Source organism: Pantoea sp. App145, from assembly GCF_047947045.1.
Classification (GTDB): domain Bacteria; phylum Pseudomonadota; class Gammaproteobacteria; order Enterobacterales; family Enterobacteriaceae; genus Pantoea.
In genome coordinates, this window is record NZ_CP133290.1 from 175,316 (window position 1) to 200,700 (window position 25,385).

Consider the following 25,385-nt stretch of genomic DNA (forward strand, 5'->3'; position numbering starts at 1 on the left):
GTTATCAGAGAGTTTTCGTCTATGTCGGAACACGATAATCACCTCAATGTACCCAACGCATTACCGCTGGGTTACCGATTCAATGAGTTTGAAATTAAGGAAGTCATCGGCGGTGGCGGCTTTGGCATTGTCTATCGCGCCTGGGATCATCAGCTGGAACGTGACATCGCGATTAAAGAATTTATGCCTGCCTCGCTGGCGGTGCGCAGCGAAGGGCTGAATCTGGTACTGCGCAGCGAGCGCTTTAGCAAAACGTTCGCAGCGGGTTTGAACAGTTTTATCCAGGAAGCCAGGCTGCTGGCGCGTTTCAACCATCCTAACCTGCTGCATGTGCTGCGCTTCTGGGTACAAAACGACACGGCCTATATGGGCACGGTGTTTTACAGCGGTACCACGCTCTCCATCGTGCGTGCGCGCAATCCACAACAGATTGATGAAGCATGGATCCGTCGTCTGCTGCCACCCCTGCTGGGGGCAATTAAAACCATTCATGATGCGGGCTATCTGCATCGTGATATTTCGCTGGATAACATCCAGATCCAGAGTAACGGCGAACCGGTGCTGCTGGATTTCGGTTCGGCACGTAAGACCATCAGTAACCTGTCTGACGAAAGCGAAACTATGCTGCGTCCAGGTTATGCGCCGATTGAGCAGTACAGCGACAACGATGAAAGCGAGCAGGGGGCCTGGACAGATATCTATGCGCTGGGCGCAGTGCTGCATACGCTGATCACTGGCGCGCCACCGCCGGTAAGTGTGGTGCGTAGCATCGAAGATAACTACCAGCCGCTGGCCCAGCGTCGTCCGGCAGGATTCTCCCCGGCGCTGCTCAACGCTGTCGATGCGGCTCTGGCGCTGAAAGCGGAAGACCGTCCGCAAAGTATCGATGCCTTCGCTGAACTGATGGCATTGCCGGAAAGCACCACAGAGACCGCGTTCGCCGCCAACGTCAGTGGGCCAGGGACCATGCTGGTACCGGTTGAGGAAGTAGAGGAAGACGCGGTACCTCTTTCGCCGGTTAAAGCCTTGCTGCGTCATCGTTTCGCGCTACCGGGATTGGTGGCGGCAGGTGTGGTGCTGGGGTTATGTGTTGGCCTGCTGGTGGCGGGTGGTGGGGATAATGATGTGCAGGCTGAGTCACAGCCTCAGCCGGAGTCTGCCCCGGTTGCCGTTGCCAGCGCGGCACCTGCGGTCCAGCAACAACCCGCTACTCCGGCAGAACCACAACCGGCACCGCCGCCAGCACCGGTGGCGCAGGTATATATCAGGTTACAACCGGGTGAACAGGTGCAGGTGAATGGTAAGCAACAGGCACTGGTACCGGCTGCCAATGGCTTCGCCGCATTGCAACTTGCACCGGGTCATTACACCTTCTCCATTCACGGCCAGCATGGCGCACGTGAACAGACGCTGACCATCGTTGATGAAGGCGTCTGGCTGCTCGATCCTCATAGCTAACTACAAGGGATTTGCTTATGTTTTCACGCATAACCGTTCAGCTGCCCATGGAGGGCTTGCTGTTCTGGAAACTCAACGGGTCTGAAGCCCTCTCGGAATCATTTGTCCTGGACGCGGAGCTGCTTGCCACCGATGCGCGCATCGATCGTCAGTCTCTGCTGGGAAAACCGGTCACCTTTACGCTACCGACAGAGCATCTGCTGAGTACGCGCTATATCAACGGCAAAATCACCCGTGTAGCGGTACGCAATGAAGAGCTGAACGGCACTCGCTACGCGGTCTATGCGTTGAAAGTGGAGCCGGACCTGTGGCCAATGAGGCGCGATCGTAACCTGCGTATCTTCCAGAGTCAGACGGTGCCGCAAATTGTGCAGACGCTGCTCAAGGAGTACAGCGTCAACGTGGAATCGCGACTCAGCAGCAGCTATCGGGTCTGGGACTATTGTGTGCAGTACCAGGAAAGCAGCTATGACTTCATCAGCCGTTTGATGGAACTGGAAGGTATTTACTACTGGTTCCGCCATGAGGCTGATAAGCACACCCTGGTGCTGTGCGATGCAGCGGATCAGCATCAGCCGTTCAGTGGTTATGAAACCATCCCTTATCACGTTGCGCCGTCGGGCGGCAGCGTAACGGAAGAGGGCATCAGCCAGTGGTCCCTTGAGGAGAGCGTGACGCCGGGGATGTACAGCACCGACGATTATGACTTCCGCAAACCAAACGCCTGGATGTTGCAGGCGCGCCAGAATCCGGTGGCACCGAGTCCCGGCACCGTGGATGTTTATGATTGGCCGGGGCACTTTGTGGATCACAGCCACGGCGAGTTTTACACCCGCATCCGCCAGGAAGTATGGGAGGTGGAGCACCACAGTATAAGCGGGGTGGGGACGGCGACGGGTATTGCACCGGGCTACACCTTCGGTCTGCTCAATGCGCCGCACTTCAGCGACAACGGCAAATATCTGACAGTAACAGCCGAATATTCTTTCGAGGAAAACAGCTACGCCAGCGGGGATGTGACCACCACGCACAACATTCGTTTTACTGTGCTTCCGGCATCCATCACTTACCGCACGCCGCCGCTCACGGCATGGCCGAAAACGCACGGTCCGCAGACGGCGAAGGTGGTGGGACCAAAAGGCGAATCGATCTGGACCGATCGCTATGGTCGCGTCAAGGTGAAGTTCCACTGGGACCGGCTGGCAAAAGGGGACGACACCAGCTCGTGCTGGGTGCGCGTTTCCAGCGCCTGGGCAGGACAGGGATTCGGCGGGGTACAAATCCCGCGCGTGGGTGATGAAGTAGTGGTGGATTTCATCAACGGCGATCCGGACCGCCCACTGATCATTGGTCGTGTTTATAACGAGGCGAGCATGCCACCGTGGGCGCTGCCAGCGGCGGCAACCCAGATGGGCTTCCTCAGCCGGACCAAAGACGGCACCGCAGATACCGCCAATGCGCTGCGTTTTGAAGACAAAGCGGGCGAGGAGCAGCTGTGGATTCAGGCGCAGAAAAATATGGATACCAACGTCAAAAATGACGCCACCCATACTGTCGCCAAAAACCACAGCCACTACGTCGGCGTTAATGAGTTATATCGGGTTGAAACCAACCGTGTACACGGCGTGAAAGGTGGTGAAGAACTGCTGACCGGCAAAGGAAAAATCGATGCGGCGGTAGAAACTTATGTGCTGGGGTCAGGCACAAAATTGCGGCTGGAATGCGGTGAAAGTGCGATAGAACTCAACGCCAATGGGCAGATCAATATCGTCGGCAAAGGGTTTAATCTCTTCGTGCAGGGTGACGGAAATATCACCACATCGGGCGGCAAACTTAACCTGAATACCGCAGGCGCACAGCCCGGAACAGGTGCGCCGGGAAGCAGCCATAAGCAGAATATTACGGAGGCGGTGACGAATCTATTCCCGGCAAAAAAGGGGGGTAAGGGGGAAGTAAAATCAAACTTGGTCTTAAGCCAACCATCGGCTGCTGTTATACAAAAAGCTCAGGTGGCAAAAAGTAATAAACTTTCAGATAATATGATTCGTTCAATCATGAAATCTGAAGGAGTCTCAGGCGAGCAGGGAGGAATCCCTGAAGTATACGGGTTTCGTAGAGGTTTTGGGCCGGCTTATGATGAAGTGGTAGCTGCTAGAAAAAAATATGGTTTGGGGAGTGATGAGGAGTTTAAGGTGGTTGCAAAACACATGAATCAAGAAGCCAAACATGCTGGGGCTCTGAACTTTACCGATCCTGGAAAGAGGGCCGCTATAATTTCACTAACTCATATGAGAGGACGTGGGGGGGCGCAGGCTATACTTAATTCAATGAGCAGTGGCAATATTGTCAAATCTTCTAAGCTTACTAAACAATCCATTGATTATATTGAAAATATGACTCCATCTGATTTTCAGTCTGACCTCGTTAAAGCTCGCCTCAATTATGATAAAGTTATATATGGTTCAGGTACAACTACGAAAAATGGTGTTAAATATAACTGGTGGGAATACTATTCTAATGGGCTGAGTAAGCGTTATGTTAGAGAAGCAGCGGAATTCTCGAAGTTTTCAGGTGAATAAAAATGAAGTTAACTGTTAGGTTTTTTGTTTTTTTAATTTCTTTATTAATTTTTTTTGGTGCTGTCAGTCGCGCAAAAGCAGAGCAAGATTTTTCCAGTTATGAAACTCTTGAAACAGTTTCAAATATCTTTAGCGATGCAAAGGTAGTTTCTGGCTTGAAATTATTATTAGGGCCAGATTATGCCATATTTAGTGAAAATTTTGATGTGTTTGGGCAACCACATAAGACAGATGAGGGGGGCATTTTTGTCGAAGGCTGGTTGAAGGACTTATACCTTGAGCAGGCGTCGGCATTTGTTATACAGCCTAATGGTAAGATTTATGTTGGCTGGATAGTTCCAAATGATAGTAAGGTAAATTATCGTAGTAATGATGATGCCACCACGGATATGCAAAAAGATATCAAAGTATGGTCAGAACGTTTTAAAAATACAGCTATTACTGATGATTATTCAGTAGTGAGTCGGGTTAACACGACAGATAGATACTTTGAAACTAAGAAATTTCGGGTGAAACTTACTGTATTATGTCCTCCCGATAATGAGAACTGTAATGATGTCGCCTATGAAGGAATCAGAAAATCGGATGGGGCCGTGCTCAGATTAACTGGGAAGGCGACTCGGAGTGAATGTGGGGGGAAAGTATGCCCAATCTTGAGTTATAAATTTCATAACCATGATGCTATTTATATTGTCAATGCTCTCATTAATAATCTATCAGTGATTGTAAACAATAAAATGGTATTAAGTGAAGATGGGATATGGATGGACAAGCCATTGTTAAAATGAAATGGTTTTCAATTTGGTTGGTTAAAATGCTATCTGCCTTGAACAGATAATTTTGATGTATGTATTGTACTGGAAGGTATCATATATAAATTCACTAAGAGAATTGATTTTTAATCTATGACTTAATTATTTTATGTGGGGTTTATAGTCTTTCATAACTCACCATTCTTCCTGAGGTGTTAATTACGATATGCTAAGAGTGAGGCAGTCTTTAGCAAGGAGGTTTTTAATTTGTTTATTTGTAATGCTTTCGGTTCAGCCTGTATCTGTCTTATCTTCAGAAAATCTATCAGGTCAGTGGAGTGGCGTAATCAGTAATGAAGACGGTTCTTCTTATTCAGTGTTGACTCTTAAAATAAGACAGTCAGGTGATAAGTTGAGCGGGGTTTATTGTTATGTTACGAGAGGCGGGAATAGAATTGACTGTCCGGATGAAGGTGAGAATAATCTTAGAGGTGATGTAGGAAATAGTAAAGCAACAATAGAGTTTGATTCTAGCTTTGGAGGGAAGAATGGCAAGGCTGAATTAACCTTAAATGGTGAAAAGCTCTTGTGGCATCTTATCAAAGAACCACAAAATGGTGATTTTTATGCTCCTGAAAATTATGAGTTAGATAGGCAGGATGTTAAAAAGATAGCGATGCAGAAAGCAAGGAGTTTTAAAACTCAATCTTTTATTATCACCCTTGTTAACAATTGTGGGGATTTTTTTGCTTCATGTTCTGATGTGAAATACTACGGAATGAGAAATAGTGACCAAAGCCAAATTGTGCTCGCTGGACATACTATTGATAATTCTGCGTCAGGTAAAATTGACGGTATGTTATTTAAAAATGGTAACATTGAGTATTTGATTGATTTTGAACCGTTAAAGTTAAAAGTCTCTCAGGGAGCTAAAGTACTGGTTGAGCAGGATGGGCATTGGGAGTGATTTTTTTCACTTCCGATCTGTGAGGTCAGAGTTGGGCAGTCATTCAATATATAATGCTGCCCTGATTTCAACAGAAGCAAAAAGATGCTTATTGGGAATCATCTGTCATTAAATTCAGATGTAAATGGTTCTGATTATGATGATGGGTGTTTTTATATTTTCATTTCAGGGAGTGAGAAATGAGATTGTTAATATTTTTTCTATTCATTCCGTTTATCGTGTCCGCTAATGATTCTTGCCAGAATTTAGATAAGAATGCGATTTCTCAGGGTGCTCGCTTTAGCAACACTCAAAACATCTACAGAGTAGGCGGCGAAGGTCGGTTGCAATTTTATTCTGCACCTGACAGAAAATGTTTAATTGACCATGTTTTTGTCATCCCGGGTGACTCACTCATCGCTTATATTGAATATGAAGATTTCTACCGGGTTATGTATTTTGCCCGGAACAATGAACAGATAAGTGGGTGGGTAGAAAAGAATCGGTTGAGAGAAACGCATAAAGGAATTGCACCTGATTATAACACTCCATATCTAACAGAAGTCAATACGTTAACAGGATCTTCAGATTTCACCATTATGCTTAATAATAAATATATTTCACTCGGTGAACAATGGGATGAACAAGTGAGAAAAAGGGCTGGTGCTCAAATTAGCGAAAATTTTGTTGGTGATGTATCGGTTGGTGAAAGTTATTACAAATACTACCAACATAATTATGGCGGTTTTGAAATTTACACGGCTAATATTTTTTGGCAGAAAGAACATCGTGATATAGATAGTTATATCATTTCCCAGATCATACTTGATGAAGCAGGGTTCCTCACATCCCGAGGTATCTCGATTGGAGACAGCCAGCAGATAGTGGTTGAAAAGTATGGCCAGGTTAAAGTAGATAACAGTGATAATCAGCATTGGCTCTATTACGATGGTGATGGAAAACGCCTATCATTTCAGATCATAAATGACAAAGTGAGTCGTATCATATTGGCATTGAACCCTGATGAAAACGGTATCTGAGATGCAAAGATATTCCGGCATTCTTGCTAGTGTAATGATGTGTTTTTATATTTACCCTCACACAGCAGTGTCGGCCGAAAAAATAAAAAGCAATGAAGATTTCGCTATTTTAGCGGTACACCAGGCAATCAGAGACCATCAGTTATCACCGTTACGTGACCAATGCCTGGCGTATAACCATGATGAAACCTCAGATAAAGATTTTTTATCGTAGATGTAAGAGAAGATAAGCGCTATGCCATTTGCGGTGGTGACCCAGAAACATCGGTCCATCTTCTTACCTTCAAAGTTAATCGAAAGGATAATTCACTAATGACGGATGCGGATTCGAATAGTGGTAATTTTTACATTATTAAAAAATAAAATGTTATCTGCAATTCACACAAGGATGAGTAAATGAGATTTGATACGTATCTATGATTGGGGTATGTGTTTTTATTTCTCCCCACTCCGCAATCTTTCGAAACGCTAAATCGCACAGGCTAAGAATTAATCAAACCACCTTTAGCAACTCGCAGCGAAAAATATGGCGAAACCTCTCGCCTCTACACCCCGATTTAAACCCCAGAACGGATAACCAACATGCACTACCAATTCAATGAGGGCGCGTTTTCCCTGTTTCCGGCTGCCTGGCAGGATACCACCATGAATATCCTGCGTGATGAGGCCAGTGGCCTTGCGCTGATTGTCAGCCGTGGTCCTATCCCGGAAGGCAGCGACTTTGAACAGGAGTTTCAGCATCAATGGGACGCGCTGCGTCAGCAGATGGGAGAAATCCATCAGAGTACCTTTGCACATGTCACCGCTGGCGCAGACCATGCCCTGCACGCCATTGAAGTGGAAACCGCTTATGAACGCAATGGTCAGGCACTATGGCAAAAGCAGCTGGCCGCCGAAGTACCCGGAACCCGCACCTTGATGGTTTTTACCCTCTCCGCCCTTCGTCCTTTCAGTGAAGAGGATACTGGACGCTGGAACGCATTCCGGCAGAGCTTGACGTTACATAACTCACGGAAAGCATAAGGCATGGATAACCGCGCAGCCCGGCAGGGCGATGAGATCATTCATTCCAGCATCCTGGCGGATATCACCAGCATCGTCGCGGAGGGCGTGACCTATGCGGCAATGGGGGCAATGGTCGCGGGGGCGGCAACTTTTGCTGGCCCGATCCTTGGTATCGGGGCACTGACTGCGCTCGGCAGCAGCTGCCTGCTGAGCGGGATCGTGGCGGGGGTGGCCGCCAATGCCACCGGTCTGAGCAGCAAAATCAGCGCGGGCGCGGACGAAATCGGCAACTTTCTGTTCCCGCCATCCCCGTCGGGTGTGATCATCAGCGGCTCTGACGATGTGCTCATCAACGGCCTCGCCGCTGCACGTGCTGCCGGGACCCTGACGTCCGGCGATACTCCCGCGCCGGAACCGCAGTCCCCCGCCAGCTTTGCCGATTACGGTGGTATGCTGCTGGCGGCGGCAGAGCAGTTCGGCAGCGCCATGTGGCAGCCCGGCGTGGCGTCTGCCGCTGCGGGTACCTCGCCGCTGATGCAGGACAAAGTGCTGTGTGAAAAGCACAGCGGTCCGCAGTTTCTGGCGGAAGGTTCGAAAAGCGTCTTTATCAATGGTCAGCCTGCCGTGCGGGCAAAGGACCGCACCACCTGCGAAGCCACCATCAGCGATGACGTCTCGCCTGATGTCATCATCGGCGGTGAGACGCTGACGGTACGCGATATCAAAAGCGGCAAACAACCCGGCCTGGCGCTGGCGATGATCGGGCTGTCACTGATCCGCGGTCGTCCGTCGCAGATCCTGAAAAATATGCCCTGTGCGCTGGCGATGGCCGGGGGCGGTATGCTGGCGGACATGGCGATCAACGCCGTGTTCTCCTCGCTTCATCCGGTGCACGCCGCCACGGGCGTGAAAGTCCTGAACGACGACGCCGAGCGCGACTTCGTCCTGCCGGGACGCTTCCCCCTGCGCTGGCAGCGCAGCTACAACAGCCTGACGCAGCGCGCCGGACTGTTTGGCACCGGCTGGGCCACGGTGTTTGACAGCTACCTGATGCTGGAAGGGGAACAGGCTACCTGGTTTGATGACTCCGGCCGCGAGCTGACGTTTACTCTGCCCGGAGATCAGGCGGTGCTTTACAGTATCAGCGAAGGGCTGATGATCCGCCGAAATGCGCAGGGTGATATCGCCATTGCCGACGATGATGGTGCTGTCTGGCGGCTGTACAAACCGACGGCGGCAGATCCGCAACAGCTGCGGCTGGCCTCGCTGAGCGATGAGTATGGTAACGCGCTGGAGACCGGGTGGGATGCGCAGGGGCGTCTGGTGCGCATCCACGATGAGCCGCTGGCGATTGATGTGGCGCTGCATTATGACGATCCACGTCATCCGCAGCGGGTCACCTCCGCGCACCACTTTGATGGTGAACGGCACTGGCCGCTGATGCGCTGGACATATGATGCGCAGGGGCAGCTGGCTAACGTTACCGATGCGGCGGGCGTGGTCACCCGTCGCTTCCGCTACAACGCAAACGGGCTGATGGTCTGGCATCAGCTGGCGGGCGGTGCGGAAAATGAATATCGCTGGGAAAAGTTCGACCACTGGCGCGTGGTGGAAACCCGCAGCAGCAGCGGTGACGGCTGCCGCATGCATTACGATCTGTCCGCCGGGATCACCCGTGTCTCAACCTATGATGGACAGCAGCGGGAACACCACTGGAATGCACAGGGCCTGATAACCTGTTTTATCGATGAGCGCGGCGAAAAATGGCGCTATGAGTGGAATGAACACGAGCTACTGACGCGGCGTATTGACCCGCTCGGCCATGCGGTGAGCTTTACCTATGATGACTACGGTAACCGCGTGGAGGAACAGGACGCGGACGGCGGCGCACAGGCGGTGCAGTGGCTGCCGCATCGTGCATTGCCGGTGGCGGTCACCGCGCCGGGCGGCAGCGTGACGCAGTATTTTTACGACAGCCATCACGGGCTGGAACGGGTGGTGGATGCGCTGGGTCAGAGCACGTTTTACCGGCGTGATGAATACGGACTGGTGACGGAGGAGCAGGACGCGGCGGGTAATATTTACCACCGTGGCTATAACGATGCTGGCCAGGTGATCCGCGAGACCGACTGTTCGGGGCGGACCACGCGTTACCGCTACCATGCCCGGGGATGGCTGAGCTGTGTCATCACCCCGGATGGTGAAGAGACGCGTTATGAATACGATGCTGCCGGTCGCCCGCAGCGGCTGGCGCGAGCGGAAGGCTGGGAAGAGAACCTGAGCTGGAACGGGGAAGGATTGCCGGTTGTCTGGCACGCCGCTGACGGCCAGCGCAGCCTGTTTCGCTATGATAGCCAGGGCCGCCTGATTGTCACGCGCAACGCGCAGGGCGAGGAAGTGCAGCGAAGCTGGGACAGCCGCAGCCGCATGACGGCGCTGACCAATGAAAACGGCGAAAGTTATCACTTTGAGTGGGGGGCGGATTCGCTGCTGCTGGCTGAGATTGGCCTGGATGGCATGGCGACGCGTTATGAGTACGATGCGGCGGGGCAGACGCGTTCGCGTACTTTTGCCGCCGGGCACCCGGCCGCCATCACGCACCGGTTCAGCTGGAGTCCGGCGGGGCAGCTGCTGGACCGTACCACCCCGGAAGGCCAGACGCGTTACCGCTACACGCCGGAGGGTCAGCTGGCCCGCATCACGCGGCATCTGCCGCTGTCGGACACGGCGTGGAGCCGCCAGGCGGAGCAGGAAATCACCTTCCGCTACGATGCGCTGGGGCGGGTGACGGAGGAACAGGGCGGACAGGGGCGTCTGGCATGGCAGTATGATGCGCTGGGCAACTGCACCGCGCTGACGCTGCCGGACGGACGTCAGCTGAAGCAGCTGTACTATGGCAGCGGGCATCTGCTGAGCATCGCGCTGGACAGCCTGACGGTGAGCGAATTCACCCGCGACATGCTGCACCGGGAGCTGAGCCGCAGCCAGGGCGGGCTGACGACGCGTACTGAGTATGACCGCCTGGGCCGTCTGGTGAAAAAGGATGTGTTTAACGGCGATGCGCAGCGTCCGGCCCCGCGCTGCTGGTCACGCCGTCGCGATTTTGACTACCGCAACAACCTTATCCGCGAAGAACGGGATGACAACCCGTTCAGCCAGACGCTGTGGCAGTATGACAGCGCGGGCCGCCTGCTGGGGCAGGAGGGTGTGCAGCCGGGGAATGGTCAGTGGCGCTGGGACGCAGCGGGAAATCCCCTGGAGCGCCATGCCGGTGCGGTGCCGCATAACCGGGTGACGCAGCTGAACGGCATCCGCTGGCAGTATGACGTGCATGGCCGCACCACAGAGAAGGACAACGGGCAGGTGCGCTGGCGCTACCGTTACGACGGTGAACATCGTCTGACGGAGGTACTGAGCGAACCGTACGACCGCAACCGGCCACCAGTGCGGGTGAGTTTTCAGTATGACCCGCTGGGCCGCCGTATCAGCAAAACGCGGCAGCCGCTGGTGCAGGGCAGGCCGGCCGGGAAGGCGGTGACCACGCGCTTCATCTGGGAAGGGTTCCGCCTGTTGCAGGAGATTCAGGATGATGTGCCGCTGACGTATGTGTACAGCGGGGCGCAGAGCTTCGAGCCGCTGGCGCGTATCGACGGCACGGAGAACCCGGAAATATTCTGGTTCCACTGTGCGGCAAACGGGATGCCGGAGCGGCTGACGGACCGTGAAGGGCGCATCAGCTGGGAAGGGGTGAACGGCGCGTGGGGCAAACTGCTGCGAGAGTCGGCCCTTCAGACCCCCGGCTTCGCGCAGAACCTGCGGATGCAGGGCCAGTACCTGGACCGGGAAACAGGACTGCACTACAATCTGTTCCGGTATTACGATCCGGACAGCGGGCGGTTTACGCAGCAGGACCCGATAGGGCTGGCGGGGGGAATAAATCTCTACGCTTATGCGCCGAATGCGTTCAGCTGGATAGATCCGCTGGGGCTTAGCAACTTCTTTACGCCGTCCGTGTTCAATGCACCATCTGGTAGCACGCATACAGTTTATCAGCAAGCAATTGACTGGGATTTGCCTGTAAATACGAGAAATGGTGTGAAAACAAACCTGGATTTAGCTTTGGAAGGTAAGAGTCCTTTTGTGGTGAAAAATGGGAAATATTCACAAATTAACCTTCATCACTCGGAACAAAATGGATTAGGGTCATTGTTTGAGTTGTCGGCTGATACTCATCAAAAATATTATGGCACAAATGCATTGCATCCATACTTACCGAACCAACATCCAATAAACCCTGTAAACAGAGATACTTTCAATATGGATCGTGATAGTTACTGGAGGCAACGGGGTGAAAATGAATTACATAAACGAAATTTGAAGGCTAAATGTAGAGGTTGATATGTTATCTCATAATGTTAAGGAATATCTCAAAGAGCAGGGGTGGTGGTTCGATGATGCTTCCGATGATTATAAGGATGCACTTAGTAAGTTAGGCATTGAACCATCTTCAAATATATCATTGTTTTATTCTCATGCCGAGGGCGGCCCTACCTTTTATAATCAAAAAAAAGAAATATACCAATTGGGTTGGTATATATTAAATTCGGATTATTCTTTGGATTTAAGGAGGAGTCATGAAGGTTTAGGATTATCGGAAAAATATCTTCCATTAGATAGTTTTGAAGGAGAAAGTGGATTTTTTTACAATAAAGAAACTGGTGAGGTTGTTCGGTTAACTTTGGGTAAGGAATTACAAGACTTCAAAGCAGGTAATCTTAAGCCCCAATGGAGTGATTTTAACTCTTTCCTCGAGTGGTACTTCGAATTATAAATTAATAAGTCTTCAAATAAGCCGGAAGTGTTCCCTGAAATCCTTCCGGCTTTTTATTTTAGCTGCCCGCCGTCAGGATAAGACAACCCGCCTCCACCCGAACGGTAACCGGCTGGCCGGTCTCAAACCCGACCTCCTGCAGCCACTTGCCCGCGATGCTGACCTGCGGCGTGCTGCGATCACCGGACTTTGGTTGATAGCCCACAAGGCTGCACTCTTCTATCACGCACCGGTTCAGCTGGAGTCCGGCGGGGCATCTGCTGAGCATCGCGCTGGACAGCCTGACGGTGAGCGAATTCACCCGCGACATGCTGCACCGGGAGCTGAGCCTCAGCCAGGGCGGGCTGACGACGCGTACTGAGTATGACCGCCTGGGCCGTCTGGTGAAAAAGGATGTGTTTAACGGCGATGCGCAGCGTCCGGCCCCGCGCTGCTGGTCACGCCGTCGCGATTTTGACTACCGCAACAACCTTATCCGCGAAGAACGGGATGACAACCCGTTCAGCCAGACGCTGTGGCAGTATGACGTGCATGGCCGCACCACAGAGAAGGACAACGGGCAGGTGCGCTGGCGCTACCGTTATGACGGTGAACATCGTCTGACGGAGGTACTGAGCGAACCGTACGACCGCAACCGGCCACCAGTGCGGGTGAGTTTTCAGTATGACCCGCTGGGCCGCCGTATCAGCAAAACGCGGCAGCCGCTGGTGCAGGGCAGGCCGGTCGGGAAGGCGGTGACCACGCGCTTCATCTGGGAAGGGTTCCGCCTGTTGCAGGAGATTCAGGATGATGTGCCGCTGACGTATGTGTACAGCGGGGCGCAGAGCTTCGAGCCGCTGGCGCGTATCGACGGCACGGAGAACCCGGAAATATTCTGGTTCCACTGTGCGGCAAACTGGATGCCGGAGCGGCTGACGGACCGTGAAGGCCGCATCAGCTGGGAAGGAGTGAACGGCGCGTGGGGCAAACTGCTGCGAGAGTCGGCCCTTCAGACCCCGGCTTCGCGCAGAACCTGCGGATGCAGGGCCAGTACCTGGACCGGGAAACAGGACTGCACTACAATCTGTTCCGGTATTACGATCCGGACAGCGGACGGTTTACGCAGCAGGACCCGATAGGGCTGGCGGGGGGAATAAATCTCTACGCTTATGCGCCGAATGCGTTCAGCTGGATAGATCCGCTGGGGTTATATAAAGGTGATCGTGGATTAGGGAAATATCATGTGTTCCATGAGCATACTTTAAAGCCTTCAGAATATGAGTTATCAGATGCTGAACATTTTAGAAGAGGGAATCAATCTGTATATGAACGTTTAAATGCAGATGCAGACTTTAAACGTGAGATGCAAACGAAATATCCTGATCTTATTGAACATGTTCAACCTAACTCTAAAGGCAAGTTTAGTAAATATTCTCCCCCAGATATGACATGGCATCATGAAAATAAAAGCGGAGTACTAAGCTTGGTTGATTACGATGATCATCGGTCATATCACAAAATCTACCATCCAGATGGTTCAGGTGGTCGTAAAAAATGGGGTGGTGGTTCTACGTGTCGCTGAAAAAAAAGAGTGATCTATGAAGACGATTAAAGGCTTTGACGGTTTGTTATCTGTATATAAAGATTTACCTAAAGTGGGCGGCTTTTATGTGGATGAGGATTTTATTAGTAAGAAATCCATAATCGAAAGTGCTAATTATTATCTTGCTGAGTCAGAAGAGGAGGATGATGATATGGAGGATGATTATAAAACATGGCTAGAATACCCGACATTTAAAGCTATTATCCAAAATAAGTTGGAGCACCATCCAAAATCAAGTAAAGATGAGTTATTAAATGCAGTTGTCTATTATCTTGAAAACGATGACTTCTTAGATTAAAAAATAAGCCGGAAGCGATCTGAATGATCCTTCCGGCTTTTTTACTTCAGCTGCCCGCCGTCAGGGTAAGACAACCCGCCTCCACCTGACGGTGACCGCCTTACCGGTCTCAAACCCCGCCTCAGCCAGCCACTTGCCCGCGATGCTGACCTGCGGCGTGCTGCGATCACCGGACTTTGGTTGATAGCCCACAAGGCTGCACTCTTCTATCACGCACCGGTTCAGCTGGAGTCCGGCGGGGCATCTGCTGAGCATCGCGCTGGACAGCCTGACGGTGAGCGAATTCACCCGCGACATGCTGCACCGGGAGCTGGGCCGTAGCCAGGGCGGGCTGACGACGCGTACTGAGTATGACCGCCTGGGCCGTCTGGTGAAAAAGGATGTGTTTAACGGCGATGCGCAGCGTCCGGCCCCGCGCTGCTGGTCACGCCGTCGCGATTTTGACTACCGCAACAACCTTATCCGCGAAGAACGGGATGACAACCCGTTCAGCCAGACGCTGTGGCAGTATGACGTGCATGGCCGCACCACGGAGAAGGACAACGGGCAGGTGCGCTGGCGCTACCGTTATGACGGTGAACATCGTCTGACGGAGGTACTGAGCGAACCGTACGACTGTAACCGGCCACCAGTGCGGGTGAGTTTTGAGTATGACCCGCCGGGCCGCCGTATCAGCAAAACGCGGCAGCCGCTGGTGCAGGGCAGCCCGATAGTTAATCTAACCGATAAAAGCCGGAAGAGATCCCCGAGATCCTTCCGGCTTTTTTTCAACACAGGAAAATATCATTATCCAGCATTTAAAAATTAACGTTATCAAGACTAACACCAATCGGTTACAGGGGGCGTAACTATTTCTAATAATGAAATTTTTATTCCCTCTATTTTTCTCCTCTGGTTTTTATCAGAAAATTATCCGAAGTATGAGGTGGTTCATGCAGCAATGATAATGATAGCTTCCCAACTCCCACACAGGAAAAATCATCCATTTAATCAGTGTCATCATGTCATGTTTTAGTTGTGATTATTATAACGCTTAACATATTACTCAGAGGCTGAGATTTTCAGGGGAATAAGCTTCACGAAAAATAAATTCGGAATAACTAATCATATGCAAGGACGGTTAAAATGATAGCAGATAAATATATTTCCCTGGGTGCAGTGTTGATCTCTGTTGCTCCGGTCTCTGTACTGGCTGGTAACTTTATAAATAACAATGATTCATTAATTACCAATGTATCTGGAACAACTGCTGATATTAAACAGTGGCACCAGGTTTTTAATATCGATGATTCTCTGCTTAAGGCGGAGAATGTTTATGCCATTGATATGAATCCTGAAGAACCTCTGACGTTCAGTAAGACACAGTCCGTACAGAGCCTGACGGTGAATTTCAAAACCCAGTCGCAGATAGATAAAGTCGTCAAAGCTACCGAACTGAAATTAATTCTCCCTGAGGGAGTCGTGCGTTCAACCCACGGAGATATCGTGGTGCGCTGCTCGCAGCATACCGACTGCAAATACGATATTGATAACACCTGGACAGGCAAAGAAGGGCATCAGATGATTCTCCTGGCGCTGGATTTACAGCCGGGTGAAAGCTACAGCCTGACCGTGCCGGTTACGCTGGAGAAAACCCTACCCGCAGAGATAGCCCCGATCGAAGCGGTCATCGGGCAGTCGCCGAGTGTGAAACTGGATTCACCGGACCGGATTGTTGCTCAGAACAGCGTAACAGGTGGGAAAAAAGCGGTGAAAGTTGAAAACCGGGTTTCTGTCCATGCCCTTGAGGCTGCATCGCAGAAGGTGAAAGATGCAAAAACCTTTACCGCGCATGTTGTCGCCGAGGGGGTGGAATCGACGGATAAACTCAGTCTGACAGATGGTACACACAGCTGGCCGATGACGTTGCAGACCGAATGTGAAATTAAAGATACCAGCTGTTTTAACGCAGATCTTCCTATCCCCACCGATCCCTTTACCTTCAGCCTGACGGCGGTGGTTACTGCACAAAATGAAGAGTTAAACCGGACGCAACTGGTCACGCCGCTTAGAGACGATTCCATCGCGCCTTTTAACTTTCTTATACAGTGCGATGAACCCGCGTCTGCGGCGGATGGATGCATGCTGAATTGGGCAGATGAAAACAGGCCAGCACCGGTGCCTTATCTGGCTGATGATAGCTGGTTAACGCTAAGTAATATCTACAAGCACAACAGGATATCTGCTGAGACCTATAAACACCTTAATGATCTGATGAAAGAGAATGGGCCATTAGTGGTGATCCCCCGAAACGATGGTCCTCAAGGCTGGAAACCGCTACTGACTTTTGAAAACACCAATAAAACACCGAGGTTAAACAAGGAGAGGATGGATGCTGGAGACAAAGATGTGCACGGTCTTATTACCCCTGGAGATATTTTACCCCGCTACGGCGTGCTGCATTTCTACTATGGAAAATAAGCAAAAATTTATTCACTAAATAAATGCCAGACGCATCGGGAGATGAGTCTGGCAGAGGTGAAAATAGCGTTATCATCAGTGATATCAAACGAGAGTAGTTTATTTATATTCAAGGAAGAGAAAATGATGCTAAGAAAATATATTGCCATGATCGGATTATTAATGTCGATGCTATCGGCTGCTTCGGGTGATATTCAGATACGAGATCGGGTTGTATTAAATGATCTTTTGCTTAAGGCTGAGAACGTTTATACCGTTAATATGAATTCTGAGGAACCCCTGACCTTCACCAGGGCACAACCGGTACAAAGCCTGACGGTGAATTTCAGAACCCAGTCGCAGATAGAAAAAGCAGTTAACGCCACAGAACTGAAGGTCATTCTGCCTGAAGGGGTGGTGCGCTCAGGAGATATTGTGGTGCGCTGTTCACAGCATGCGGATTGCAAGCCTGAGTTCGATAATAGCTGGACAGGTAAAGAAGGGCATCAGCTGCTTATCCGTGGGATGGATTTGCAACCAGGTGAAAGCTACAGCATGACCGTGCCGGTGACGCTGGAGCAAACGCTGCTCGCCAATCTCGCGTCTGTCGAAGCGACTATCGGGCAGTCAGCGAGTGTAAAAGAGGATTCCACGGACCGGATAGTTGCACCGAACAGCGTGATTAGCGTGAAAAAAGCCGTGAAGGTTGAAACGCGGGTGACGATTCATGCACTGAAGGCGGCGGCGCAGAAGATTATCAATGCGAAGATCTTTAGCGCGCATGTCGTTGCCGAGGGGATGGAATCGACGGACAAACTCAGTCTGACGGACGGCACGCAAACCTGGCCGATGACGTTACAGCCCGAATGCGATGTCAAAGATGCCAGCTGTTTTAGCGCTGAGCTGCCTATTCCGAGCAATCCCTTTACCTTCAGCCTGACGGCGGTGGTCATCGCGCAGAATGAAGAGTTAAACCGGACACAGCTGGTCACGCCGCTTAAAGACGATTCCACCGCACCTTTTATCTTCCTTGTACAATGCTCGCAGGACCCTCTTGATGACAGGCACCCTTGCACACTAGGCTGGGGCGATGAAAACCGTCCTGCACCGATACCTTACCTGGCTGACGATGGCTGGCTAACGCTGAGCAACATCTATAAACATCGCCGGATAACGGCGGAGTCTTATCAGGCCATTAATGAGGCGATTAAAGAGAGCGGTCCACTCAAATTACGTATTACAAATGTGGGCTGGAGCCCGCTTGATCCGTTCAAAAACCAGCAACAAGCCCCGACAATAAACAGTGAGCGCATGGATACCGATGATAAAGATGTACACGGTCTTCTCACTCCGGGAGGCATTCTCCCGCAATATGGCACGTTGTTTTTCTTCTATGATCTGTAATCGCAGCTTCGTGCGGTCGTGGCAAGCAAAAAAAAAGCAGCCTTTTCAGGCTGCTCTTCTTCGAATTTGGCTCCTCTGACTGGACTCGAACCAGTGACATACGGATTAACAGTCCGCCGTTCTACCGACTGAACTACAGAGGAATCGTTGGAACGAGGCGCATATTAGCGATGCCGATCCCCGTTGTCAAAGCCCTCCTGCACACTTCTGGTTTAAGTGCGCGGAAAAGCAGCGGATTGCTGTTTTTCTGCCTTGAATGATCACAATTCAAACTGCCAGCAAGATCTCACTTTAAACGCAATTCCTTGCAGATGTTAGATGCGTGTCAAAGTTTTGTTATTTGCCGATTTTAAAACAACTGTTTCAGTGCTTTTATGATGAAAATTTCAAATGTCGTTAAGATGGAATAAATGAACTGCTTATCATCACGGGTGGAACAACTTTTATAACCCGAAACACTGTTTTGAAAATAACTTGTTGATAAGGAACATGTTGCAATGATGAGTTGTTGAAAACCGATAACGTTAAACCAGAAGCCTTACCTCTACAACCAGATAAAAAACGCCAGCGACGTTGAATGAATGTAAAAGAATTTTTTCATTCGCGGTATCAGCCAACCTGAGCATGTTAACGATAAAGAAGGGTTACCTATGAACATTAAAAAAGCGTTAGTGACTTCCCTGTTAGCTTGCATGTTACCTGCCGCTGTAATGGCAAAAGATATCCAGGTCGGTGTCTCTATGGCGTTGTTTGATGACAACTTTCTGACCATCCTGCGCACCGCGATGCAGAAAGAGATGACTAAAGACAACGTCAAAGGCCAGGTCGAAGACGCAAAAGGTGACGTATCTCAGCAGCTGCAACAGGTGCAGAACTTTATCGGTCAGGGTGTGGACGCCATCATCGTTAACCCGGTGGATACCAACGCGGTGAAACCGGTTATGGATGCGGCCACTAAAGCGGGCATCCCGTTAATCTTTGTTAACCGTAAACCGGCCGGAGAACTGACGGACAAAATGGCCTACGTTGGTTCTGACTCCGAGCTGGCAGGGCGTTTGCAAATGGAAGCGCTGGCCAAAGCGATGAACGGCAAAGGCAACGTCGCGATCCTGATGGGTGACCTGGCGAACGAATCAACCCGTGACCGCACCAAAGGGGTGGAGGCGGTAGTCGCCAAATACCCGGGTATCAAAGTGGTACAGAAACAGACAGCCAAATTTATGCGTAACGATGCAGTCGATGTGGTGAGCAACTGGCTGACCGCAGGTGATGATATCCAGGCGATTGCTTCTAACAACGACGAAATGGCGATTGGTGCTCTGCAGGCACTGGGTAAAAACCCGAACCACATCCTGATTGCTGGCGTTGATGGCACACCTGATGCGTTACAGATGCTGAAGAACGGCAAAATGGTCGCTACCGTCTTCCAGGACGCGAAAGGCCAGGGTGAAGGCGCGGTGCAGGCAGCCATCAAGCTGGTTAATGGTGAGAAAGTTGAGAAGGTCATCAACATCCCGTATCAGCTGATCACCAAAGAAAACATGGCACAGTTCGAAACCCGTAATCAGAAATAAACCGATCCCGACAAAGCCGTACGGAGGTGATGTATGACCGCTTTTGCGCTTGAAGCCGAAGGCATCAGCAAGTTCTTCCCTGGAGTGAAGGCACTCGACAATGTCTCACTGCGCGTTAAACCAGGGTCGGTACATGCCCTGATGGGCGAAAATGGCGCAGGCAAATCCACTTTAATGAAATGCCTTATCGGGATGTATCGTCCCGATAAGGGCACCATTCGCATTAAAGGGGAGCCAGTGCAGTTTCAGGACACCATGGATGCTCTGCGTTCCGGGATCTCCATGATTCACCAGGAACTGAATCTGGTGCCTCATATGACCGTAGCTGAAAACATCTGGCTCGGTCGCGAACCGATGAAATACGGCTTTGTCGACCACACCTTGCTCAACCAGCAGACACAACAGCTACTGAACAAACTGAATATCCGTCTGAAAGCCGACCGTATGGTCGGTGAACTGAGCATCGCAGCCCAGCAGATGGTGGAAATCGCCAAAGCGGTGTCGTGGAACTCTGACATCGTGATTATGGATGAACCGACCTCTGCTCTGACAGAAACAGAAGTTTCGCACCTGTTCACCATTATTCGTGACCTGCGTGAGCAGGGCAAAGCCATCATCTATATCAGTCACAAAATGGATGAAATCTTCTCCATCACCGATGAAATCAGCATTTTCCGCGACGGTGCCTGGGTGGGCAGCAACAGCACCACGCAGTTTACCCGTCAGTCGCTGATTACCCAGATGGTGGGACGTGAACTGACTCAGCTGTTCCCGAAATTTAACAATGCGATTGGCGAAGACGTGCTGACGGTGCGCAACCTCAACAGCAAAGGTCGCTTTAAAGATGTCAGCTTCACGCTGCGCAAAGGGGAAATTCTTGGCGTTGCCGGGCTGGTGGGTGCCGGTCGCAGTGAAGTGATGGAAAGCCTGTTTGGCATGGAAAGTTTCGACAGTGGTGAAGTGCTGATCGACGGCGTGCCGGTGAAAATCGACTCACCCTCCACGGCAATTGAGAAGGGCATGGCGTTCCTGACCGAAGACCGTAAAAAATCGGGGCTGTTTCTGGTGCTGTCGGTGCTGGAGAACATGAGCATCGTCAACATGCCGGATTACATCGGCAAAAGCGGTTTTGTCAGCCATATGAAGATGGCGCAGGACTGCATGGAGCAGATCCGCAAGCTGAACATCAAAACGCCGACCATGGACCAAATCATCAATAACCTCAGCGGCGGTAACCAGCAGAAGGTGCTGATTGCCCGCTGGCTGCTGGCTCAGCCGAAGATTCTCATTCTTGATGAACCGACGCGTGGTATCGACGTGGGTGCCAAAGCAGAGATCTATCGTTTGATCAGCGAACTGGCGAACCGTGGCGTCGCCATCATTATGGTGTCCTCGGAGTTGCCGGAAATTCTCGGCATGAGTGACCGCGTGATGGTGATGCATGCAGGACGTATAACCGGCATCCTCAATAAAGAAGAGGCCGACCAGGAAACCATTTTGTCGCTGGCATCTGAGTAAGGCGCGAGGCAACTATGAGCAACATGAAAGTTACAGCCCCCCAGGCAACGGAACAACAGACGTCCTTTTTCAGCAATTTGCGCCACAAGATGCCGAAAGATACCGGTATTTTTGTGGTGATGCTGGGTATTGCCCTGATCTTTGAAATTGCGGGCTGGTATGTCCGCGATCAATCCTTCCTGATGAACACCAATCGTCTGGTGCTGATTGTGTTGCAGGTGGCGATTATCGGTATCATCGCGGTGGGGGTGACTCAGGTCATTATTACCACCGGCATCGATCTCTCATCCGGTTCGGTCATCGCGCTGACGGCGGTGGTCGCGGCCAGCCTGGCGCAAACCTCTGACAGCCTGACGCCGATGTATCCTTCGCTGGTTAACCTGCCAGCTGCCATTCCGATTGTTGCGGGTATTGGGGTGGGGCTGGTCTGTGGGCTGGTCAACGGGGTATTGATCACCAAAACGGGAATCCCGCCGTTTATCGCCACCCTCGGTATGATGGTATCCGCACGCGGTCTGGCGCAGTACTACACCCAGGGTAACCCAATCAGCTTCCTGTCTGATGGCTTCACCTCGATCGGTCAGGGTGCGATGCCCGTGGTGATCTTCCTGGTGGTGGCGTTCCTGTTCCATATCGCACTGAAGCACACCCGCTACGGCAAATATGTCTACGCCATTGGCGGCAACATGACCTCCGCTAAAGTCTCGGGCATCAACGTCAATAAATACCTGATTATCGTCTACACCATCGCCGGTGCGCTCTCGGGCCTGGCCGGTGTGGTACTGGCGGCGCGCGTCAGTAGCGGACAGTCAAGTATGGGCCTCGCCTATGAGCTGGATGCTATCGCCGCAGCAGTTATCGGCGGCAGCAGCCTGATGGGCGGCGTGGGTCGTATTACCGGCACGTTGATCGGTGCGGTGATCCTTGGTCTGATTAAGAGTGGATTCACCTTTATAGGGGTGGATGCCTACGTGCAAGACATCATTAAAGGCATCATCATCGTCGCGGCAGTGTCCATCGATATGCACCGCAACCGCAAAAAACGCTGATACGCGGCATCATTCGTGTTGTAGCGGCGTTGGCATCCCCCGCTTACCCTGGTCACATAGTTAGCTATGCTCCCAGGGATAAGCAGGAGATGCCGCCTTGCTACAACGCGAATGATTTAGCGTATCGCTATGGATGGCAGGTGATAAGTTTTACTACTGGCTTTGTCATATAACCTTCATTTAAACCCCTGATTTTCCCTGTCTTTGCCCATGCTGACGCCATTCAGTGCACTAAAAAGAGTCGCCGGGTCATCACTTTTTTGCACGCCTGCCTCGCATTTTCTGCACTTATTTGGTGCATTGCGCGTAATCTTTCAACAATCCGTGCCATGTGCTGCGCTTATTAACTCTAAAGTGGTAATCAGAAACGCTTATTTTCCGCGTCGTTAGGAAAAATCTGGTAAAGCTTTTACGTGTTTTGATAAAACCTGGCCTGCATATTGCAACCTATATCACCACAAGCCAGCAGGCTAAGAGCACCAATAATTATTGGGCATTCGGGGATCCGTGACGGAGGCAAAATGAACTTAAGACGACTGAAATACTTTGTAAAAATCGTCGATATCGGCAGCCTGACTCAGGCAGCAGAAGTGTTGCATATTGCGCAGCCCGCGCTTAGCCAGCAGGTGGCGACGCTGGAGAACGAGCTGGATCAGCAACTGCTGATTCGTACCAAGCGAGGCGTAACGCCGACGGAAGCCGGTAAAATTCTTTATGCCCACGCACGCACCATCCTGCGTCAGTGCGAACAGGCGCAGACGGCGGTGATCAATGCGGGCCAGGCGCTGAATGGCCAGGTTTCGATTGGTCTGGCACCGGGTACCGCAGCATCATCGCTGACCATGCCGTTGCTGCAAACCGTCCGCGAACAGTATCCGGATGTGCTGGTGTATCTGCATGAAAACAGCGGTACCTCTCTGAACGAGAAAGTGATGAACGGCCAGCTGGATATGGCGGTGCTGTATGACCGCGCACCGACGGCTGGCATTAACAGCATTCCGCTGATGAAAGAAGAACTGTATCTGGTCGGTGCGACCGACTGCCCAGGAGCCACGGTGGATCTGGCCGATGTGGCGCAGATGAACCTGTTCCTGCCACGCGATTACAGTGCGGTACGTAAACGTGTGGATGAAGCCTTCTCCCTGCGTCGCCTCAGCGCGCGCATTATTGGTGAGATTGAATCGATTTCTACGCTGACTGCGGCAGTATCGAGTGGTATGGGCGTGACCGTACTGCCGGAATCGGCTGCGCGTGCGCTGGTCAGTTCTACTCATGCCTGGATGGCGCGTATCAACAGCCCATCGTTGAATCTGCCGCTGTCACTGAATGTGTCTGCGCGTCTGCCACTGTCGCCATCAGCGCAGGCGGTGAAAAATATTCTGCTGTCGCTGCTGAATAAGCCGATGGTGGAAGATCGTGAATTAATGCTGGTGGGTTGATTGCGGTCGGGGGCGACCGGTCAGGCTGCGCCCGACACCCACTACGAGGTGATTTCGTTCGCTACAGGCACTGGCAGTTTCAGTTCGCCGGTGCGGCGACCGAGCAAAGGGGACCTGGCCGTCCCCTTTGCATTCCCCGGCCTTGCGCCGCCTGCCTCGCCGCTTCGCGGCTTTTTCGCGCGATAAATCGCGCCGCTACACGCCGCCTTTCGCCGTATCCATGCGGCTCATCCTGGAATCGCTCCCGCGCTCAGCAAGTCGGGATGGCGCTCACACCATGGCTGCCCCAGCCATGCCCGCCCGCTTGCACGGTGATGCTGAAACTCGGCCATGCCTGGCGGGCGGAACCTTACCCCTTATTACCATTCCGCATAACAAACCGTTTTTTATTATTTGTTGTACTGCCACCAACTTCATAACATGGATGAAACAGGGGCAGGAACAAGGAGAAAAGGTGTGAATTTCCAGCAACTTAAAATTATACGTGAAGCAGCCCGTTGCGAGTTCAACCTGACTGAAGTCGCTAACACGCTCTTTACCTCGCAATCCGGGGTCAGTCGCCATATTCGCGATCTGGAAGATGAACTTGGCGTCGAAATTTTTATCCGTCGTGGTAAGCGTCTGCTAGGGATGACCGAGCCAGGTAAAGCGTTGCTGACCATTGCTGAACGCATCCTTGATGAAGCGGGCAAAGTCCGCCGCCTCGCCGATGTGTTTACCAATGAAACCAGCGGGGTGCTGACCATCGCCACTACCCATACCCAGGCGCGTTATAGCCTGCCGCGGGTGATCAAAGCTTTTCGCCAGCTCTACCCCAATGTACGGCTGGAGCTGAATCAGGGATCGCCGCAGGAAATTGTGGCGATGCTGCTGGCGGGGGAGGCGGATGTCGGTATCGCCAGTGAACAACTGGTGAATAACGCCAGCCTGGCCGCCTTCCCGTGGTTTAGCTGGCATCACTCGCTGCTGGTGCCGCACGATCATGAACTGTTGCAGACGGAGCAGGTATCGCTGGGTCAGCTGAGTCGCTATCCGCTGATCACCTACCGCCAGGGTATCACTGGCCGTTCGCGTGTTGACCGCGCCTTCCAGGCTGCCGGGCTGAAGCCGGATATCGTGCTCAGCGCCCAGGATTCCGATGTGGTAAAAACCTATGTCGAGCTGGGTCTCGGCGTCGGCATCCTCGCCGACCAGGCTTGCGATATCTATGATGGTGAAGATCTGGTAAAAATCGATGCCCGTCATTTGTTCGATGCTAACACCGTCTGGCTGGGCCTGAAACGCGGCCAGCTGCAACGTAATTATGTCTGGCAATTCCTCGAACTCTGTAACGCCAACCTGTCGCTGGAAGAGATCAAGCGTCAGGCGCTCTCCTACGAAACCGGCGAAGAACCCGCCATCGACTTCCAGATCTAACCTCCCGCGTGCGGCTCGTTCGGGCCGCGCAGCATAAAATTTCTTTTCCCGTCAC

The 25,385-nt window shown here is 51.7% G+C and carries 17 protein-coding genes, 1 tRNA gene and 3 pseudogenes; 18 read left to right on the forward strand and 3 right to left on the reverse strand.

All coding sequences use genetic code 11. The features are described from left to right. Positions 1-21 precede the first annotated feature (21 nt). From RCF31_RS00760 to RCF31_RS00795, 8 genes are all read left to right on the forward strand, one after another. Positions 22-1,458, forward strand: a complete 1,437-nt coding sequence (locus RCF31_RS00760) for a serine/threonine protein kinase (protein WP_416412170.1) — start codon at positions 22-24, stop codon at positions 1,456-1,458. Positions 1,459-1,475: 17 nt separating this feature from the next. Beyond that, positions 1,476-4,037: a type VI secretion system Vgr family protein gene (locus RCF31_RS00765; protein ID WP_416412171.1), complete on the forward strand. Its 2,562-nt coding sequence runs from the start codon at positions 1,476-1,478 to the stop codon at positions 4,035-4,037. Between the two features lie 2 nt (positions 4,038-4,039). Then, entirely contained in the window at positions 4,040-4,825 is a 786-nt protein-coding gene (locus RCF31_RS00770; RefSeq protein WP_416412172.1) for a hypothetical protein, read from the forward strand. A gap of 190 nt (positions 4,826-5,015) precedes the next feature. After that, a complete protein-coding gene (locus RCF31_RS00775) occupies positions 5,016-5,756 on the forward strand; it encodes a hypothetical protein (RefSeq protein ID WP_416412173.1) in 741 nt (246 codons plus the stop codon). 179 nt (positions 5,757-5,935) lie between these two features. Continuing rightward, positions 5,936-6,775 carry a hypothetical protein gene (locus RCF31_RS00780; protein WP_416412174.1) on the forward strand — a complete coding sequence of 280 codons (840 nt, stop codon included), beginning with the start codon at positions 5,936-5,938 and terminating at the stop codon, positions 6,773-6,775. Positions 6,776-7,357: 582 nt separating this feature from the next. Continuing rightward, positions 7,358-7,798 carry a DcrB-related protein gene (locus RCF31_RS00785; protein ID WP_416412175.1) on the forward strand — a complete coding sequence of 147 codons (441 nt, stop codon included), beginning with the start codon at positions 7,358-7,360 and terminating at the stop codon, positions 7,796-7,798. Between the two features lie 3 nt (positions 7,799-7,801). Next, on the forward strand, positions 7,802-12,178 hold the full coding sequence (locus RCF31_RS00790; RefSeq protein ID WP_416412176.1) for an RHS repeat-associated core domain-containing protein: 4,377 nt from the start codon (positions 7,802-7,804) through the stop codon (positions 12,176-12,178). 1 nt (position 12,179) lies between these two features. After that, positions 12,180-12,611 (forward strand): hypothetical protein, encoded by a 432-nt coding sequence (locus RCF31_RS00795; RefSeq protein WP_416412177.1) that lies wholly within the window; start codon positions 12,180-12,182, stop codon positions 12,609-12,611. 58 nt (positions 12,612-12,669) lie between these two features. Here the strand turns inward: RCF31_RS00795 and RCF31_RS00800 are convergent, their stop codons facing one another. Continuing rightward, complete coding sequence (locus tag RCF31_RS00800; protein ID WP_416412178.1) at positions 12,670-12,921, reverse strand: SymE family type I addiction module toxin; 252 nt, start codon at positions 12,919-12,921, stop codon at positions 12,670-12,672. On the opposite strand from RCF31_RS00800, the pseudogene RCF31_RS00805 reads away from it, so the two are divergent. Together RCF31_RS00805 and RCF31_RS00810 are read left to right on the forward strand one after the other, a co-directional pair. Next, positions 12,860-14,172 (forward strand): annotated as a pseudogene (locus RCF31_RS00805) (RHS repeat-associated core domain-containing protein); the annotation flags it as partial. The gene RCF31_RS00800 and the pseudogene RCF31_RS00805 overlap by 62 nt on opposite strands. A gap of 16 nt (positions 14,173-14,188) precedes the next feature. After that, on the forward strand, positions 14,189-14,491 hold the full coding sequence (locus RCF31_RS00810; RefSeq protein WP_416412179.1) for a hypothetical protein: 303 nt from the start codon (positions 14,189-14,191) through the stop codon (positions 14,489-14,491). A gap of 87 nt (positions 14,492-14,578) precedes the next feature. Here RCF31_RS00810 and RCF31_RS00815 read toward each other — a convergent pair. Next, positions 14,579-14,746 (reverse strand): annotated as a pseudogene (locus tag RCF31_RS00815) (SymE family type I addiction module toxin); the annotation flags it as partial. Here RCF31_RS00815 and RCF31_RS00820 point away from each other — a divergent pair. From RCF31_RS00820 to RCF31_RS00830, 3 genes and pseudogenes are all read left to right on the forward strand, one after another. Next, positions 14,727-15,200, forward strand: a pseudogene (locus RCF31_RS00820) (type IV secretion protein Rhs); the annotation flags it as partial. The pseudogenes RCF31_RS00815 and RCF31_RS00820 sit on opposite strands and share 20 nt — an antisense overlap. Positions 15,201-15,616: 416 nt before the next feature. After that, the gene (locus tag RCF31_RS00825; protein WP_416412180.1) at positions 15,617-16,951 is read left to right on the forward strand and encodes a hypothetical protein; all 1,335 of its coding nucleotides are present in this window, start codon (positions 15,617-15,619) and stop codon (positions 16,949-16,951) included. A 42-nt stretch (positions 16,952-16,993) separates the two neighbouring features. Beyond that, positions 16,994-18,334, forward strand: coding sequence for a hypothetical protein (locus RCF31_RS00830; RefSeq protein WP_416412181.1), 1,341 nt, complete (start codon positions 16,994-16,996; stop codon positions 18,332-18,334). Between the two features lie 67 nt (positions 18,335-18,401). Here the strand turns inward: RCF31_RS00830 and RCF31_RS00835 are convergent. After that, positions 18,402-18,477, reverse strand: a tRNA-Asn gene (locus RCF31_RS00835). 507 nt (positions 18,478-18,984) lie between these two features. Here RCF31_RS00835 and RCF31_RS00840 point away from each other — a divergent pair. The 5 genes from RCF31_RS00840 (at position 18,985) to cbl (ending at position 25,330) form a co-directional block, all read left to right on the forward strand. Further along, positions 18,985-19,908 (forward strand): sugar ABC transporter substrate-binding protein, encoded by a 924-nt coding sequence (locus RCF31_RS00840; RefSeq protein WP_084875816.1) that lies wholly within the window; start codon positions 18,985-18,987, stop codon positions 19,906-19,908. Positions 19,909-19,941: 33 nt separating this feature from the next. Continuing rightward, positions 19,942-21,426 (forward strand): sugar ABC transporter ATP-binding protein, encoded by a 1,485-nt coding sequence (locus RCF31_RS00845; protein WP_313689799.1) that lies wholly within the window; start codon positions 19,942-19,944, stop codon positions 21,424-21,426. A 23-nt stretch (positions 21,427-21,449) separates the two neighbouring features. Next, positions 21,450-22,475 (forward strand): ABC transporter permease, encoded by a 1,026-nt coding sequence (locus tag RCF31_RS00850; protein ID WP_299449483.1) that lies wholly within the window; start codon positions 21,450-21,452, stop codon positions 22,473-22,475. Between the two features lie 521 nt (positions 22,476-22,996). Further along, positions 22,997-23,914: a nitrogen assimilation transcriptional regulator NAC gene (gene nac / locus RCF31_RS00855; RefSeq protein ID WP_084875810.1), complete on the forward strand. Its 918-nt coding sequence runs from the start codon at positions 22,997-22,999 to the stop codon at positions 23,912-23,914. A 456-nt stretch (positions 23,915-24,370) separates the two neighbouring features. After that, positions 24,371-25,330, forward strand: coding sequence for an HTH-type transcriptional regulator Cbl (gene cbl / locus RCF31_RS00860; protein ID WP_299449485.1), 960 nt, complete (start codon positions 24,371-24,373; stop codon positions 25,328-25,330). The last annotated feature ends 55 nt before the right edge of the window (positions 25,331-25,385 follow it).